The organism is Delftia sp. DT-2 (genome assembly GCF_028401915.1).
GTDB classification, from domain to species: Bacteria; Pseudomonadota; Gammaproteobacteria; order Burkholderiales; family Burkholderiaceae_C; genus Comamonas; species Comamonas tsuruhatensis.
In genome coordinates this window covers 386,796-403,599 of sequence record NZ_JAQOTI010000008.1, presented here as the reverse complement: position 1 = coordinate 403,599, position 16,804 = coordinate 386,796, and the positions used below count along the sequence as shown (strand labels likewise).

Genomic DNA, 16,804 nt, shown 5'->3' with positions numbered 1-16,804 from the left:
GAGCCGAGTTCCAAAGAACTTGGCTGTTCGCCTCAAACGCCCACGCTTATCGGCTGTATATTTTTAAGGATCGAAGCGAAGAATTTCTTCCTTGCTTCTGACTTGCTGCGATCAGCGAAGCCTTGAATTCTAGCACAGTTTTTAGCGTCGTTGCAATCAAATTTCTTCGATCTTTTCAACACCAGCGATCTGCATCGCTCTCTTCAGCAGAGCCTTGCATTGTAGCACGTTTTTTAACGGTCTTGCAAAACTCTGGAAGCTTCACTTTTCAGACATTTGCGTGTCATCGAGTGCAGGGGCGCAATTCTAGCACCAAAACTTGGCGGATGACTGGCGTCATCCGCCAAGTTTTTTCAAGCCGCCGCCAAGGCCTGCTCCAGAGCGTCGACGAAGAGGCTGGCCACGTCGCAGCCGGTCTGGTCATGGATCTCCTGGAAGCAGGTGGGGCTGGTCACATTGATCTCGGTGATGCACTGGCCGATGACATCGACACCGGCCAGCAGCAGTCCACGCTCCATGAGGAGGGGACCGATCTCTTCGGCCATGGCCTTGTCGTGCTGGCTCAGAGGCTGGGCCACGCCCTTGCCGCCCGCTGCCAGGTTGCCGCGCACTTCGTTGCCCTGGGGAATGCGTGCCAGGCAATAGGGAACAGGTTTGCCGCCGATGACGAGCACACGCTTGTCGCCCTCGGTGATCTCGGGCAGGAATTTCTGCACCATGACGCTGCTGGCACCGCCCTGGTTCAGGGTTTCGATGATGCTGCCCAGGTTGCGGCCGTCGGCGCCCACGCGGAAGATGCCCATGCCGCCCATGCCGTCCAGCGGCTTGAGGATGATGTCCTGATGCTCTTCATGGAAGGCGCGGATGTCCTGCGCGCTGCGCGTGACCAGGGTCGGGCCGATGAATTGCGGGAATTCGAGGATGGCCAGCTTTTCCGGATGGTCTCGCAACGCCCTGGGCTTGTTGAAGACCTTTGCGCCTTCGCGCTCGGCCTGTTCCAGCAGGTGCGTGGAGTAGAAGTATTCGGAATCGAAGGGCGGGTCCTTGCGCATGAGGATGGCGTCGAAGCCCGCCAGCTCCTCCAGGCCTTCCTTGGAGATTTCAAACCACTGCCGGGCATCTCCCGTGAGCTGGATGTGCCGCACCTGGGCGACGACCTTGCCGCCGCGCTGCCAGGAAAGCTGCCTGGGTTCGCAGGCCACGATGGAGTGGCCGCGCCGCTGCGCCTCGCGCATCATGGCGAAGGTGGTGTCCTTGTAGGTCTGGAACGATTCGAGCGGATCGGCGACGAAGAGGATTTGCATGGGTTGTGTGCAGAAGGCGGCGGCCCGTGCCTCGCCTGTATGGGAGGCGGAAGTGGGGTGCCCGGGCCTGGGCCGCGTATCAGTCAGCCCGTGCACGTCGGTAATGTTGCACAAATAGCGCCAGGCTGCCCGCGACCACGCCCCAAAACGCCGAGCCGACTCCGGCTATCACCACGCCGCTGAGCGTCACCAGAAAGGTGATCAACGCAGCCTCCCTGTGTTCCTCCCCCTTGAGAGCTGTCGCCAGGCCGCTGCCTATGGAGCCCAGCAGGGCCAGTCCCGCTATGCAGACCACCAGTTCCTTGGGGAAGGCGGTGAGCAGTCCCGTGACCACGGCGCCGAAGATGCCGATGACTATATAGAAGAGGCCACAGATCGCCGCCGCCGTGTAGCGGCGGGATTTGTCCTCATGGGCCTCGGGGCCCATGCAGATGGCAGCGGTGATGGCACTGAGGTTGAGCGCGTAGCCGCCGAAGGGGGCCAGCACCAGGGTGGCGATGCCCGTCATGCTGATGATGCGGGAGATGGGCAGGTCGTAGCCGGTGGCACGGATGACGGCCACGCCGGGCAGGTTCTGCGAGGCCATGGTGACGACGAACAGGGGCAAGGCCAGGCTCACCAGGGCGGGCACCGAGAACTGCGGCATGGTGAAGACTGGCCAGGCAAGGCCTGCATGCACGGCGGACCATTGCATTTGCCCGTTGAGCGCCACCCAGGCGATGGAGGCCACCAGCGTGGCGATGACCGCATAGCGCGGTGCCAGGCGGCGCGACAGCAGATAGGTCAGCAGCATGACCAGCACCAGGGGCAGCGCATCCCTGGCGGCGGCAAAGGCCTGCATGCCGAAGTTGGCCAGTACGCCCGCCAGGAGGGCGGCAGCGATTTCCATGGGGATGCGGTTCATGACGCGCTCGAACCAGCCTGTGGCTCCCACCAGGATGATCAGCCCCGCGCTGATGATGAAGGCGCCAACGGCCTCGCCCATGGAAAAGCCCCCGGCAAGCCCTGCCGTGGCAAGGACGGCTGCGCCTGGCGTGGACCAGGCGACCATGACCGGCATGCGCAGTATCAGCGAGGGCAGCAGAGAGCACAGGCCCATGCCCAGTCCCAGCGCCCAGATCCAGGACGTGATCTGCTCGGGCGTGGCATGGAAGGCCTGGGCGGCCTGAAAGACCAGGGCCACCGAGCTGGTGAAGCCCACGAGCACGGCCACGAAGCCGGCTGCGAAGGCAGAGGGACTCAAGTCACGGAAAAAGCGCATCGCGCGATTCTGTCACCACAGCCGCCGACCGTGCGATGCGCTGGCGACGCCTACAGCTCGATCTTGGAGCCCAGCTCCACCACGGAGTTGCTGGGCAGGTGCAGGAAGTCGGAGACACGGCTGGCGTTGCGGTGCATCTGGGCAAACAGCTTTTCGCGCCAGGGCGCCATGCGGTGGCTGATGCGCGGGATGATGACATCGCGCGACAGGAAGTAGCTGGTCTCCATGGCGTCGAGCTGGCAACCCCGGGGGCGCAGCAGGGACAGTGCCGCCGGCACGTCCGGTTCGTTCTTGAAGCCGTAGTTGATGATGACCTGCCAGCAGTCGCTGCCCAGCGCCTCGATCTCGGTGCGCTTGTCCAGGCCCACCCAGGGAATTTCATGGTTGCGCACCGTGACGAAGATGTTCTGGTTGTGCAGCACCTTGTTGTGCTTGAGGTTGTGCAGCAGGGCGTTGGGTACGGTGCCCGGTTCGCCGGAAAGAAAGACGGCCGTGCCCGTCACGCGCGCCGGCGGATGGCGCCAGACCGATTCGAGGAAGCTCTTGAGGTCGATGGCATCGGCCTGCAGCTTTTCGTGCAGCAGCTCGCGGCCCTTGCGCCAGGTCATCATCAGCGAGAACACCGTGCCGCCGATCAGCAGCGGGAACCAGCCGCCGTCGAACAGCTTGAGCAGGTTGGACGAGAAGAAGGCCAGGTCCACCAGGAAGAAGAATCCGGTGGCCGCGATGCACAGGGCCAGCGGGTAGTTCCAGCGGTAGCGGATCACGAAGAAGGTCAGCGTGGTGGTGATCAGCATGTCCAGCGTGACCGCAATGCCGTAGGCGGCCGCCAGGTTGCCGCTGGAGCGGAACAGCACCACGGCCAGCGAAATCGCCACGAACAGGCTCCAGTTGACCAGGGGCATGTAGATCTGGCCGGTCTCGCGCACGCTGGTGTGGCGCACTTCCAGGCGCGGCAGATAGCCCAGCTGTATGACCTGGCGCGTGACGCTGAAGGCGCCCGTGATCAGGGCCTGCGAAGCGATGACCGTGGCCATGGTGGCCATCAGCACCAGGGGCAGCAGCGCCCAGGCCGGGGCCATCATGTAGAAGGGATTCTTCACGGCGGCCGGGTTGGCCAGCAGCAGCGCACCCTGGCCGAAGTAATTGAGCGTGAGGGCAGGCATGGCCACGGAGAACCAGGCCAGGCGGATGGGCTTCTTGCCGAAGTGGCCCAGGTCGGCGTAAAGCGCCTCCGCCCCGGTCACGCACAGCACGACGGCGCCCAGGATGATGAAACTGGTGCCGGGGTTGTCCCAGATGAAGCGCACCGCGAAGTGCGGGCTGATGGCCGCCAGGATTTCGGGATGGCCCGCGATCTGGTGCACCCCAAGCGCTGCGATGGTGGCAAACCAGACCAGGGTGATGGGGCCGAAAAACCGACCGATCCCCGCCGTGCCGTGCTTCTGGAACCAGAACAGCAGGAACAGGATGACCAGGGTCAGCGGGATCACGGCCTTGGTGAAGTGCGGAGAGACCACTTCCAGGCCTTCGACGGCCGAGAGCACGGAGATGGCCGGCGTGATCACGCCATCACCATAGAACAGCGAGGTGCCGAAGATGCCGATGAGCAGCAGCACGCTGCGCAGGCGCGGCTTGTCCTTGACGGTCTGCGAGGCCAGGGCCAGCATGGCGACCAGGCCGCCTTCGCCGTTGTTGTCGGCACGCAGCACCAGGACCACGTACTTGAGCGAGACGATGACCGTCAGGGTCCAGAACAGCAGCGACAGGACGCCGTAGATGTTCTCCTGGGTGAACGGCACATGGCCGGAGCCGAAGACCTCCTTGACCGAATACAGCACGCTGGTGCCGATATCGCCATAGACCACGCCGATGGCGCCCAGGGTGAGCGCGGCCAACGAAGATTTGGTTTTCTGCACAGGTCTATGCGCCATCCCGTGGGGAGATGGCTTCAGTCAATTGAAATGCCGGCATTGTCCGCTGTCCTGATGACGAGCGCATCGGACAGCACCCCGATCAGTCGTAGATTTCCGCGTTGGGGTTGGTCGCCTCCAGCTCATAGCTGGCCGCCAGCATGGCGACCCGGGCCACCACGCCATACATGTAGAAGCGGTTGGGCATGCTGGCACCCGGGCGCGCGCCGATCTGGGGCAGCTGGGTGCTGTGCTGGAAGGCCAGCGGCACGAAGCCGGCGCCGGGCGCGTTGAGGTTTTCGTCCACATCGCGTTCGGGATGCATGCGGTAGAAGCCGCCGACCACGTAGCGGTCCATCATGTAGACCACGGGCTCGGCCACGGCGTTGTTCATGCGCTCCTGGGTGAGCACGCCTTCCTGGATGATCACGTCGTGCACGGTCTGGCCGTCCTTGATCATGCCCATCTTGTTGCGGCTCTTGCGCGGCAGCTCGGCCAGCTCCTTGGCATCGCGCACGGTCATCACGCCCATGCCATAGGTGCCGTTGTCGGCCTTGACGATGGCAAACGGCTTTTCCTTGATGCCGTACTCCTTGTACTTGCGGCGCACCTTGGCCAGCAGCACATCGACCTGTTCGGCCAGGCCTTCCATGCCCACGCCATTGGCGAAGTCGATGCCTTCGCTGCGCCCGAACAGCGGGTTGATCAGCCAGGGATCGATGCCCAGCAGCTTGCCGAAGCGCTTGGCCACTTCCTCATAGCTCTGGAAATGGCGGCTCTTGCGGCGCACGCTCCAGCCTGCATGCAGGGGGGGCAGCAGGTATTGCTCGTACAGCTCCTCGACGATGCCCGGGACGCCGGACGACAGGTCGTTGTTGAGCAAGATGGTGCAGGGATCGAAATCCTTGAGACCGATGCGGCGCTTGCTGCGGATCACCGGCTCCAGCGTCACCGTGTCGCCATGCGGCAGGGTGACGGTGGTGGTCTTCTTCACATCGGGGCTGATGGAGCCGATGCGCACGTTCAGACCGGCCATGTTGAAGATGCGCTTGAGCTGCACCACGTTGGCCAGGTAGTGCGTGTTGCGCGTGTGGTTCTCGGGAATGATGAGCAGATTGCGCGCTTCGGGGCAGATCTTCTCGATCGCCGCCATGGCCGCCTGTACGGCCAGCGGCAGCATTTCGTCGGTCAGGTTGTTCCAGCCCCCGGGGAAGAGGTTGGTGTCCACGGGTGCGAGCTTGAAACCGGCGTTGCGGATGTCCACCGAGCAATAGAAAGGCGGCGTGTGTTCCATCCATTCGAGCCGGAACCAGCGCTCGATCGCCGGCATGGAGTCGAGGATGCGCTGCTCAAGCTCGTTGATCGGGCCGGTCAGGGCCGTGATGAGATGTGGAACCATAAAGACCCTCTGGGTACGACGGTGGGGGGCAATTGTAGAGATTGGACCATGGTCTAGGTGTTTTCCCCAGTCTTTGCAGCGTCAGCGGCGCCAGAAAGCCGGCGAAAGCAAGGCCATGAAGCTGAGGATTTCCAGGCGCCCCAGCAGCATGGCCAGGGTGCAGACCCAGGTCTGGAATTCGGTGAGCACAGCATAGTTGGAGGACGGGCCCACCGCGCCCAGGCCCGGCCCCATGCAGTGCACGCTGGCCAGCACGGCGGAGAAGGCGGTCACCGGGTCCAGGTCGGTGAGCAGCAGCACCATGCTGAGTGTGATCACGGTGGCGCCATAGACCAGCATGAAGGCCAGCACCGAGAAGATCATGCGGTTGTCCACCACGCCGGTGCCCAGCCGCACGGGCTGCAAGGCGCGCGGATGCGCGAGCCGCGTGAGTTCACGCCGCGCCTGCTTGAGCAGGATGAGCATGCGCACCATCTTGATGCCGCCGCCCGTGGAGCCCGCACTGGTGGCCACACCCGACATCAGCAGCATGAGCACGGGCGCAAAGACGGGCCAGGTCAGGTAGTCCACCGTGGTGAAGCCGGTCGTCGTGGCCACCGAGACCACATGGAAGAGACCGTAGCGCAGGGCCTCCACGGGCCCGTACACGCCCTTGGCCCACAGCAGCAGCGCCACGATCAGCCCGCCTCCCAGCAGCACGGCCAGCGTGGCGCGCATTTCCGGATCGCGCCAGAAGCCGTCCCAGCGGCCCTTGCGCATGGCCACGAAGTACAGCGCGAAGTTGCAGCTGGCCAGCAGCATGAAGACCAGGGCGGTCAGTTCGATCAACGGCGAGTCGAAATACGCAAAGCTGGTGTCATGCGAGGACAGGCCACCGAGGCTGACGGTGGCGAACATGTGCATCAGCGCATCCAGCGGCGACATGCCTGCCGCCCAGAAGGCCAGCAGACAGGCCAGCGAGAACACGCCGTACACGCCCCACAGGCCCTTGGCGGTCTCGGTCACGCGCGGCGTCAGCTTGGTGTCCTTGATGGGGCCAGCGGCTTCGGCACGGAACAGCTGGGCGCCCCCCACGCCCAGCAGGGGCAGGATGGCCACGGCCAGGATCAGGATGCCCATGCCGCCCAACCATTGCAGGAAGGTGCGCCAGACATTGATGGACACGGGCAGCGCATCCAGCCCCGTGAGCACGGTGGCGCCGGTGGTCGTCAGGCCCGAGACGGCCTCGAAATAGGCATGGGTGAAGCTGATGCTCAGCCCCACATGGCCCATGCCCAGCACCAGGGGCAGCATGGCGCACAGCGGCAAAACCACCCAGACCAGGGTGACGAGGATGACGCCGTGGCGCGGCTGCAGCTCGCGCCGGAAGTGGTCCAGGCCTATCCACAGCGACAGCCCCGCCGCCGCCGTGATGCCGATGGCCCAGGGGTAGATGCGCCAGATGCCGTCGTCGGTGAACCAGGACACTGCAAAGGGCAGCAGCATGGACAGCGCAAACATGACCATGAGCATGCCAAGCACGCGCAGGACGGGTAACAGGTCGCGCATGGTGTCGGCTCAGAAGAAGGTGGCGCTGACGCGAAACAGGTTCTCCACGTCCCGTACCAGCCGCTTGTGGGGCAGGAAGAAGATCACGTGGTCGCCGCTCTCGATCACGGTGGTGCTGCGCGGGATGATGACCTCGGGCTCGGCACCGGCCGCGATTTCGTCGGCCGGCACGCCTTCGGGTATGCCGCGCACGATGAGGCCGATGTGGGCATCCTCGGGCACGCGCAGGTCCTCGACCTTGCGGCCGACCACGCGCGAGCTTTTGCGGTCGCCGCGCGCCACGATCTCCAGCGCCTCGGCCACGCCCCGGCGCAGGCTGTGCACGGCCTGCACGTCGCCGCGGCGCACATAGGCCAGCAGTTCGCCAAGCATGGCCTGGGCCGGCGACAGCGCAATGTCGATCTGCGTGCCGTGCATCAGGTCGGCGTAGGCACGCCGCGTGATCAGCGACAGCACGCGCCGCGCGCCCATGCGTTTGCCCAGCAGGCTGGCCATGATGTTGTTCTCATCGTCGTCGGTCAGGGCCAGGAACAGGTCCACGTCCTCCACGCTTTCATCGGCCAGCAGGTCCTCGTCGGTGGCATCGCCGTGCAGCACCAGCACCTCGGCCGGCAGCAGCGAGGCCAGGTCCTGGCAGCGCTGCTCGTCGGGCTCGATGATCTTGATGTGGAAGCGGCCCGGCACGCGCGACAGCTGCAGCGCCAGGCGCTGGCTGACCTGGTCACCGCCGGCGACCATGATGCGGTAGACCGGGCGCGAAGGCCGGCCGGCAGGCTGGTGGATGGCACGCAGCACCTCGGCCACATGCTCGCGCGCGGCCAGGATGAAGACCTCGTCGCCGGGCTCGATGCGCGTGTTGCCGTCGCAGCGGACGAAGCGGTCGGGCTCGTCCAGGAAACGCCGGTAGATGGCCACGATGCGCATGGCCAGCTCGGGCATGCAGTCGCGCAGCTCGCCGATGCGCTTGCCGACGGCGGGGGCGCCGTCGCGCGCGCGCACCGAGGCCAGTGCGGCCCGCCCGCCCGCGAAGGCACGCACCTGCATGGCTTCGGGAAACTCGATGAGCTTGCTGATGTAGTTGGTCAGCGATTCCTCGGGGCAGATGATGCGGTCGACGCCAAAGCCTTCCTTGCCCAGCAGCGCCTCGTCCTCGCCAAAGCCCGAGGAGCGCACGCGCGCGATGCGTGTGGGAATCTCGAACAGGACCTGGGCCAGCTTGCAGCACACAAGGTTGGTTTCGTCGAGCGCGGCGCAGGCGATCAGCAGGTCCGTGTCCTTGGCGCCGGCCTCGGCCAGCACATGGGGATCGATGCCGCTGCCCACGACGCCACGCAGGTCGAAGCGCGACTCCAGCTCGCGCAGGCGCCGTGCGTCGGTGTCGATCACCGTGATGTCGTTGCGTTCGGACACCAGGCTTTCTGCCACGCTGTAGCCCACACGGCCGGCGCCAAGAATGATGATTTTCATGGATTCATTGCAGTGCTGCGGTGCCGGCGCGGGGCATTCCGGCGCGCAGCACGGCTCGGTCAGGTGCGGACTTCGCCTTCACCCAGCACCACGTATTTGAGCGAGGTCAGGCCTTCGATGCCCACAGGACCGCGCGCATGGAACTTGTCGGTGCTGATGCCGATTTCCGCGCCCAGGCCGTACTCGAAGCCATCGGCAAAGCGCGTGCTGGCATTGACCATGACGCTGGCCGAGTCCACTTCGCGCAGAAAGCGCTGGGCGTGCATATGGTCGCGCGTCAGGATGGCGTCCGTGTGGTGGCTGGAGTAGCGGTTGATGTGGGCGATGGCCTCGTCCACGCCGGACACGATCTTGACGCTGATGATGGGCGCCAGATATTCCTCGCTCCAGTCCTGCTCGGTGGCCTCGGCCAGTTGAGCACCGGCCACAGACTTCAGGATGGCCAGCGATTCGGGGCAGCCGCGCATCTCGACCCCCTTGGCGGCGTAGATGGCGCCGATCTTCGGCAGGAATTCGGCGGCCACGCCGCGCGCCACCAGCAGGCTTTCACTGGCATTGCAGGGGCTGTACTTGTTGGTCTTGGCGTTGTCGGCCACCTTGACGGCCATGGCGATGTCGCAGGGATCATCGACATAGGTGTGGCAATTGCCGTCCAGGTGCTTGATGACGGGCACCTTGGCCTCGCGGCTGATGCGCTCGATCAGGCCCTTGCCGCCGCGCGGGATGATGACGTCCACGTAGTCGGGCATGGCGATGAGCTGGCCCACGGCCTCGCGGTCCGTGGTCTGCACCAGCTGCACGCCGTGCTCGGGCAGGCCGGCTTCGGCCAGCGCCCTGGCGACGAGGGCAGCCAGCGCCTTGTTGGAGTCGATGGCCTCGGAGCCGCCGCGCAGGATGCAGGCGTTGCCGCTCTTGATGCTGAGGCTGGCCGCCTCGATGGTCACGTTGGGGCGGCTTTCGTAGATCATGCCGAACACGCCGATCGGCACACGCATCTGGCCTACGCGGATGCCGCTGGGCATTTGCTTCATGCCGATGATCTCGCCGATCACATCGGCCATGGAGGCCAGCTGCTCACATCCCTGGGCACAGGTTTCCAGCACCTTGGGCGTCAGGCGCAGGCGGTCCACCATGGGAGCGGACAGGCCGTTGGCCACGGCGCGTTCGAGGTCACGGGCGTTGTCGGTCTGCAACGGCTCCACGTTCTCCCGCAGCAGGCGCGCCAGCGCCAGCAGGGCGCGGCTTTTGACGGCAGCCGAGGCTCGGGCCATCTGGGCGGAGGCCACTTTGGCCTGAACGCCCAGGTTGTGGGTGTATTCGACGATATTGAGCGCGTTCATTCCGAGATTCTCGCCGAGTTGCGCCCATTTGCGCACCGAGAGCGGGCATGCCCCGCGCCAACATGCGGCTGGGATGCGGCTGGGATGCGTCCTCGCACGGCCACCAGAGGGCAAACCCCGCGTTCCGGCGGCCGGCAGGATGTCGCGGCCACCCTACACTGCTGCCCAGTACGCAGAGGTTTTCCCGCCATGTCCACCAGCCACGACACTCTTCTCGCCGCCCAGCAACTCGCACAGTTGCGCGCGGGCTTCGCCCAACTGGCACAGCAGCAGCTGCCGGCCGCCGTGCTCGGGCAGCAGGCCAGGGCTTCCTCGGAGTTGCTGCAGGCCCTGCCGCCGCGCTACGGCGAAGTGCTGCTCAATCTGCTGGACCGATTGGAGTCCAGCGCGCTGTTCAGCGAGGAAAGCTGCTCCTTCAGCCAGAAGGACCTGCTGGACAACCTCGAGACCTGGGCCACCAAGGCCCAGGCGCAGCTGGAAAAGACGAGCTAGGAACGGGGTACGTCAGCCCTTGGCGCCGGCCTGGGCCAGGTCCATGGCCAGGCGGCGCAGGGCTTGCCAGCCGTCGCGGGGCCAGCCCTCGAAGGCCAGGCCCTTGACGATGCCGTCCACCGCGTGGGCCGATTGCAGCAGGCGCGCGGCCTGGGCGTCGGTGATGCGCGGCAGCAGGCGCTCGAACAAACGCTCCTTGACGCCCCAGACGCGCTGGGCGCGCAGGGCCATGGGCAGGGGCTGACCTGCGGCCATGGCGTCCTTGACGCGGCAGATGGAGCGGATGTCCTCGGCCAGGGTCCAATGCACCAGCACCTCGGCCGTGCCCTCGGCCTGCAGGCCGTCGAGCATGCGCGAGACGCGCGCCAACTGGCCGGACAGCACGGCCTCGGACAGCTTGAACACGTCGTAGCGCGCCACATTGAGCACTGCCTGCTCCACCTGCGCCTGGCTCAGCTCGCCGGCGGGGTGCAGCAGGGCCAGTTTCTGGATCTCCTGGTGTGCGGCCAGCAGGTTGCCCTCGACGCGGTCGGCAAAGAACTGCAGCGTGCGCTGGCCTTCCTCGCCGGGGGCCACGCGCTGGCCCTGGGCTGCCAGGCGCTGGGCAATCCAGGCCGGCAGCTGGCCGCGCTCTATGGGATCGATCTGCAGCGTCATGCCCTGGGCTTCCAGCGCGCTGAACCAGGCGCCGGTCCTGGTGGCCTTGTCCAGGCGCGGCAGCATGACCAGGGTGAGCGTGCTGTCATTGCCGCGCGCCGCCTCGGCGATCTGCTGCAGCGCGGCGCCGCCGTCCTTGCCGGGCTTGCCCGAGGGAATGCGGATCTCGATGATCTGCCGATCGGCAAACAGCGACAGCGAACCACCGGCCGCCAGCACGGCACTCCAGTCGAAATGGGCGCCGGCCACGGTGTAGCTGCTGCGCTCGGTGTAGCCCGCGGCGCGCGCGGCGGCACGGATGGCGTCGGCAGCCTCCTGCTGCTGCAGCGGCTCGTCGCCGTGCAGCACGTAGAGCGAGCGCAATCCCTTGGCCAGATGGCCGCCGAGCTGGTTCAGGGCAAGCTGCATGGGGCTCAGGTCAGGCTCTTGACGGCCGACAGGCGGCGCAGCAACTGCTGGACGATGTCGGTACGCATGTCCTTGTAGAGCATGGCCTCCTCGGCCTCCTTGGACAGCGCATTGGTTTCGTTGTACGTCACGTCGCGCTGCTGCAGGATCTCGGTCTCGGGGATCGGCTCGTCTCCATTGGGCGTGCGCAGCTTGAAGCGCACGCGCAGGCGCAGCTGCAGCTCGCGCACCTGGCCCAGCGCGTTCATGCCGACGATGACCCGCTCCTGCCGCTCGCTGATGATCTGGAAGATCGCATCCGCATCGTCGGGCGATGCCGGATCGCGCAGCACGGTCAGCTTGTCGCTGGCACTGGCCAGGTTGCGCGACAGCTCCCGCGCCACCGGAGAGCCCCGGCCCGCCTGGATGTAGAGCGAGCGGAAAACGAAGGTCGGCACCCCCCGCAGGCGAAAGCCGCAGGCCCCCAGCAGCGGAGCCAGGGCCAGGGCGGTGAGCAGGGTACGTTTTTGCATATCAGTTCTCCAAGGCGCTTGCGCCACTCACAGCCCTTGCAACGGTCGCGCCCAAAGCGAGGGACACCGAGCAAGGGCCGCCCCGCAGCGAGGGTGTCGTCCCCCCCGCGAAGCGAGAGGGGGAAGGCGCGCAGCGCCTCAGGGGGCATGCCATGGCCTAGACCACGACGTTGACCAGGCGGCCCGGCACCACGATCACCTTCTTGGGCGCCGCGCCATTGGTGAACTTCTGGCATTCCTCGTTGGCCAGGGCAATGCGCTCGATCTCGGCCTTGTCGGCCGTCGAGGACACGAGGATGGCCCCGCGCAGCTTGCCATTGACCTGCAGCACCAGAGAGATCTCGTCCTGCACCAGGGCCAGGGGATCGACCTGGGGCCAGGGCGCGTCCAGCACATCGCCCAGGTGGGCGGCGTAGCCCAGTTCGCTCCACAGCACATGGGCCAGGTGGGGCGTTGCCGGGTAGAGCACGCGCAGCAGGATGCCGAAGCCTTCGATCAGCGCCACCTGGGCGCCCGCGTCGTCGTGGGACTTGAAGTCCTCCAGCGCGTTGATCATCTTCATGGCGCCCGAGACCACGGTGTTGTACTGCATGCGCTGGTAGTCGTACTCCACCTGCTTGAGCACGGTGTGGATCTCCAGGCGCAGCGCCTTGGCGGCCTTGCCGAATGCCACGTCGTCCAGCGACTTGGCGCCGGCCACGCTCTGCACGGCGCCGGCCATGTCCATCTGCGACAGTTTGGCGCCGAAGTTGTAGACGCGGCGCAGGAAGCGGTAGCTGCCTTCGACGGCGGCATCGTTCCACTCCAGCGTCAGCTCGGGCGGCGCGGTGAACATGGTGTACAGGCGCGCGGTGTCGGCGCCGTACTTCTCGATCAGCTCCTGCGGATCGATGCCGTTGTTCTTGGACTTGGACATGGTGCCCACGCCCTCGTAGTCGATGTCCGTGCCCACGGGCAGCAGGCCGTCGGCGCTGTCCACCTCGGCCTTGAGCCTGGCGCCCACGATCTTGCCGGTCTCGTCGAACACATGCTCGACATCCTTGGGCCAGAAGTACTCCTTGGCACCCTTGGCCGTGCGGCGGCTGTAGATGTGGTTGAGCACCATGCCCTGGGTCAGCAGCTTGGTGAAGGGCTCATCGACCTTGACCAGGCCCAGGTCGCGCATGACCTTGGTCCAGAAGCGCGCGTACAGCAGGTGCAGGATGGCGTGCTCGATGCCGCCGATGTACTGGTCCATGCCGCTGCCGCCGGTGGCGGCATGCTGGTCCCGCATCCAGTAGTCCGTGCCCTTGCCCACCATCTGCTCGCTGTTCCTGGCGTCGCAATAGCGCATGAAGTACCAGGACGAGTCCACGAAGGTGTCCATGGTGTCGGTCTCGCGGCGCGCGCTCTTGCCGCAGCAGGGGCAGACCACGCCGGCGTGGAAGGCTTCGCTCTTGACCAGGGGGTTGCCCGAGCCATCGGGCACCAGGTCCTGGGGCAGGACCACGGGCAGGTCCTTGGCAGGCACGGGCTGGGCGCCGCAGTCCTCGCAGTGGATGATGGGAATCGGCGTGCCCCAGTAGCGCTGGCGGCTCACGCCCCAGTCGCGCAGGCGCCAGGTGGTTTTCTTCTCGCCAAGGCCCTTGGCGGCCAGCAGTTCGGCCACCTTGTCCACGGCCGCCACATGGGGCAGGCCGTCGAGTTCGCCGGATTCGATGCAGACAGCGCGCTGCTTGTCGCCGTACCAGTCGGCCCATGCCTCGGTGCTGAAGGTCTCGCCTTCGACCGCGATGACCTGGCGGATGGCGATGCCGTACTTCTTCGCAAAGGCGAAGTCGCGCTCGTCATGCGCGGGCACGCCCATGACGGCGCCGTCGCCGTAGCTCATGAGCACGTAGTTGCCGACCCAGACCTCGACCTGGGCACCCGTCAGCGGATGGGTGACGAACAGGCCCGTGGGCAGTCCTTCCTTTTCCTTGAGCGCGAGTTCGGCCTCGGTGGTGCCGCCCTTCTTGCATTCTTCGATGAAGGCCGCGAGCTTGGGCTGCGATGCCGCGGCATGCTGGGCCAGCGGGTGCTCGGGCGCCACGGCGCAGAAGGTCACGCCCATGATGGTGTCGGCGCGCGTGGTGAACACATACAGGCGCCCGTCCTGGATGGGCTGGCCGTCGGCGCCACGGATGTCGTGGGTGAACGCAAAGCGCACGCCCGCGCTCTTGCCGATCCAGTTTTCCTGCATCAGGCGCACTTTTTCAGGCCAGCCGGTCAGCGTGGCCTTGTCGCCGCCCACCTGGACATGGTCCAGCAGCTCCTGGGCGTAGTCGGTGATCTTCAGGTAGTAGCCGGGGATTTCGCGCTTTTCGACCGGCGCGCCCGTGCGCCAGCCGCGGCCGTCGATGACCTGCTCGTTGGCCAGCACGGTCTGGTCCACTGGGTCCCAGTTCACGATCTGGGTCTTGCGGTAGGCAATGCCCTTTTCCAGCATCTGCAGGAACAGCCACTGGTTCCACTTGTAGTAGTCGGGATCGCAGGTGGCCACTTCGCGGCTCCAGTCGATGGCCAGACCCATCGCCTGCATCTGCTTTTTCATGTAGGCGATGTTGTCGTAGGTCCACTGCGCAGGCGGCACCTTGTTCTTGAGCGCCGCGTTCTCGGCCGGCAGGCCGAAGGCATCCCAGCCCATGGGCATGAGGACGTTGTAGCCCTTCATGCGCAGCTGGCGCGCCAGCATGTCGTTGATGGTGTAGTTGCGCACATGGCCCATGTGCAGCTTGCCGCTGGGGTAGGGCAGCATGGAGCAGGCGTAGAACTTGGGCTTGGCCTGGTCTTCGGTCACGCGGTAGGCGTCGCGGGCGGACCAGTGGTCTTGCGCTGCGCGCTCAACGTCGATGTGGTTGTATTTCTCTTGCATGGTGCTGCGGCCCCAAGGGCCGGACAAGGTGGCCGGACGAGCCGGATGGCCGGAATCAACCGACGATTTTAGGGCCCCGGCCCGCCGGTGCCGCAAGCAGCCCACAAGCCCGCAGGCGGTACTGCGCCATCGGCACCCGGTTGCCCGGCCGCCGCGCGGGGAAAAGCCGCGCTGCGTATGCTTGGCACCCTCTGTGGCAGTGCGCCGCAGACGTTCCGCCATCGCCAGCCCGGACTTGCGCAGGAACGGATACGGACACCCCGGGCATGCCGCCATCGCGCGGCAGGTTTTTCCGCGCCCTGGAGTTTTCTCTTGCTGAACTGGTCTTTGATTTCCGGCTGGGATCCCGTCATGCAGGCCCTGGCTGCGCTGTGCGCGCTGGTGCTGCTGGCCCGCTCCGCGGGTTTTGTCGTGCAATGGCTGCTGTTGCGCGTGCTGCCGCGCATGCGCAGCACGCTGGTGGAGATGGAGTGGGCCCAGGTGCTGCTGCACGACAGCGTGCTGCAGCGGCTGGCCAAGGCCGTGCCTTCGCTGGTCATGCAGTCCGGCGTGCAGGCCATACCGCAGCTGCAGCCGCAGTGGGCCACCCTGATCCTGAACCTGGCCATCGCCTGCACCATCTACCACGTGGCCCGCGTGATCAGCGCCCTGCTCAATGCCATGAACGAGGCGCACGACCTCAAGGAAGAGCGCAAGGCCACGCAGGCGCACTCGATCAAGAGCTATGTGCAGCTGGGCAAGCTGCTGGTGTTCCTGATCGCCATCGTGCTCATCGTCGCCACCCTGGTGGACCGCTCGCCGCTGCTGCTGCTGTCCGGCCTGGGCGCGGCCTCGGCCGTGCTGATGCTGATCTTCAAGGACACCATCATGTCCTTCGTGGCCGGCGTGCAGCTGGGCTCCAACGACATGCTGCGCGTGGGCGACTGGATCGAGATGCCCCAGGTCGGCGCCGACGGCTTCGTGATCGACATCGCGCTGCACACGGTCAAGGTGCAGAACTGGGACAAGACCATCACCACCATTCCGACCTGGCGGCTGATGAGCGACAGCTACAAGAACTGGCGCGGCATGTTCGAGTCGGGCGGGCGCCGCATCCGCCGCTCGCTGCACATAGACGCCCACACCATCCGCCTGCTGACGGCAGAGCAGCGGCAGAAATTGTCATTGCTCGAGCCCCTCAAGGACTATTGGAGCAGTGATGGCGGCCTGCGCATGGCCGATGCGCCGGCGGGCAGCGAGATGGCAGCGCAGCATCTGAGCAATCTGGCCGCGTTCAAGGCCTATGCATACGCCTACCTGCTGCGCCATCCGCACATCCACAAGACGCCGAACATGTTCCTGCTGGTGCGCACCATGGAGCCTTCGCCCATGGGCGTGCCGCTGGAGCTGTTTTGCTACACCAGCACCACGGTCTGGGTGGAGTACGAGGCCATACAGGGCGCGATCTTCGATCACCTGATCGGCATGCTGCCGCTGTTCGGGCTCAGTCTGTACCAGCGTTCCTCGGACCATGGCCAGCATCTGCGGCTGGCGGGCAACGAGCGCTGGCCCGAAGGACAGGACTAGGTTCGCGGGCACAGGCCCGGCGGCGCTTGAGCGCTTGAGCGCCT

At 65.8% G+C, this 16,804-nt stretch carries 12 protein-coding genes; 2 read left to right on the top strand and 10 right to left on the bottom strand.

Going from position 1 to position 16,804, the window contains the following annotated elements:
• Positions 1–353: 353 nt before the first annotated feature.
• The 7 genes from gshB to PO605_RS17040 form a co-directional block, all read right to left on the bottom strand.
• Positions 354–1,304 carry a glutathione synthase gene (gshB, locus tag PO605_RS17070; RefSeq protein WP_016454229.1) on the bottom strand — a complete coding sequence of 317 codons (951 nt, stop codon included), beginning with the start codon at positions 1,302–1,304 and terminating at the stop codon, positions 354–356.
• Between the two features lie 79 nt (positions 1,305–1,383).
• Positions 1,384–2,565, bottom strand: coding sequence for a benzoate/H(+) symporter BenE family transporter (locus PO605_RS17065; RefSeq protein WP_017404050.1), 1,182 nt, complete (start codon positions 2,563–2,565; stop codon positions 1,384–1,386).
• Positions 2,566–2,615: 50 nt separating this feature from the next.
• Positions 2,616–4,484 carry a potassium transporter Kup gene (locus tag PO605_RS17060; protein WP_272206658.1) on the bottom strand — a complete coding sequence of 623 codons (1,869 nt, stop codon included), beginning with the start codon at positions 4,482–4,484 and terminating at the stop codon, positions 2,616–2,618.
• 97 nt (positions 4,485–4,581) lie between these two features.
• On the bottom strand, positions 4,582–5,877 hold the full coding sequence (gshA, locus tag PO605_RS17055) for a glutamate--cysteine ligase (RefSeq protein WP_012207794.1): 1,296 nt from the start codon (positions 5,875–5,877) through the stop codon (positions 4,582–4,584).
• Positions 5,878–5,958: 81 nt separating this feature from the next.
• Positions 5,959–7,425, bottom strand: coding sequence for a TrkH family potassium uptake protein (locus PO605_RS17050; protein WP_016447201.1), 1,467 nt, complete (start codon positions 7,423–7,425; stop codon positions 5,959–5,961).
• A 9-nt stretch (positions 7,426–7,434) separates the two neighbouring features.
• Positions 7,435–8,892, bottom strand: a complete 1,458-nt coding sequence (gene trkA / locus PO605_RS17045; protein ID WP_016447202.1) for a Trk system potassium transporter TrkA — start codon at positions 8,890–8,892, stop codon at positions 7,435–7,437.
• Positions 8,893–8,951: 59 nt separating this feature from the next.
• A complete protein-coding gene (locus PO605_RS17040) occupies positions 8,952–10,232 on the bottom strand; it encodes a glutamate-5-semialdehyde dehydrogenase (protein ID WP_016447203.1) in 1,281 nt (426 codons plus the stop codon).
• A gap of 189 nt (positions 10,233–10,421) precedes the next feature.
• Between PO605_RS17040 and PO605_RS17035 the strand changes: the two genes are divergently transcribed.
• Positions 10,422–10,724, top strand: a complete 303-nt coding sequence (locus tag PO605_RS17035) for a hypothetical protein (protein ID WP_016447204.1) — start codon at positions 10,422–10,424, stop codon at positions 10,722–10,724.
• Positions 10,725–10,736: 12 nt separating this feature from the next.
• Here PO605_RS17035 and holA read toward each other — a convergent pair whose 3' ends face one another.
• The 3 genes from holA to leuS form a co-directional block, all read right to left on the bottom strand.
• Positions 10,737–11,789 carry a DNA polymerase III subunit delta gene (holA, locus tag PO605_RS17030; RefSeq protein ID WP_016447205.1) on the bottom strand — a complete coding sequence of 351 codons (1,053 nt, stop codon included), beginning with the start codon at positions 11,787–11,789 and terminating at the stop codon, positions 10,737–10,739.
• 5 nt (positions 11,790–11,794) lie between these two features.
• Positions 11,795–12,301 carry an LPS-assembly lipoprotein LptE gene (locus PO605_RS17025; protein WP_016447206.1) on the bottom strand — a complete coding sequence of 169 codons (507 nt, stop codon included), beginning with the start codon at positions 12,299–12,301 and terminating at the stop codon, positions 11,795–11,797.
• Between the two features lie 157 nt (positions 12,302–12,458).
• Entirely contained in the window at positions 12,459–15,194 is a 2,736-nt protein-coding gene (leuS, locus tag PO605_RS17020) for a leucine--tRNA ligase (RefSeq protein WP_047474547.1), read from the bottom strand.
• A gap of 351 nt (positions 15,195–15,545) precedes the next feature.
• Between leuS and PO605_RS17015 the strand changes: the two genes are divergently transcribed.
• Complete coding sequence (locus tag PO605_RS17015) at positions 15,546–16,760, top strand: mechanosensitive ion channel family protein (protein WP_016447208.1); 1,215 nt, start codon at positions 15,546–15,548, stop codon at positions 16,758–16,760.
• Positions 16,761–16,804 lie beyond the last annotated feature (44 nt).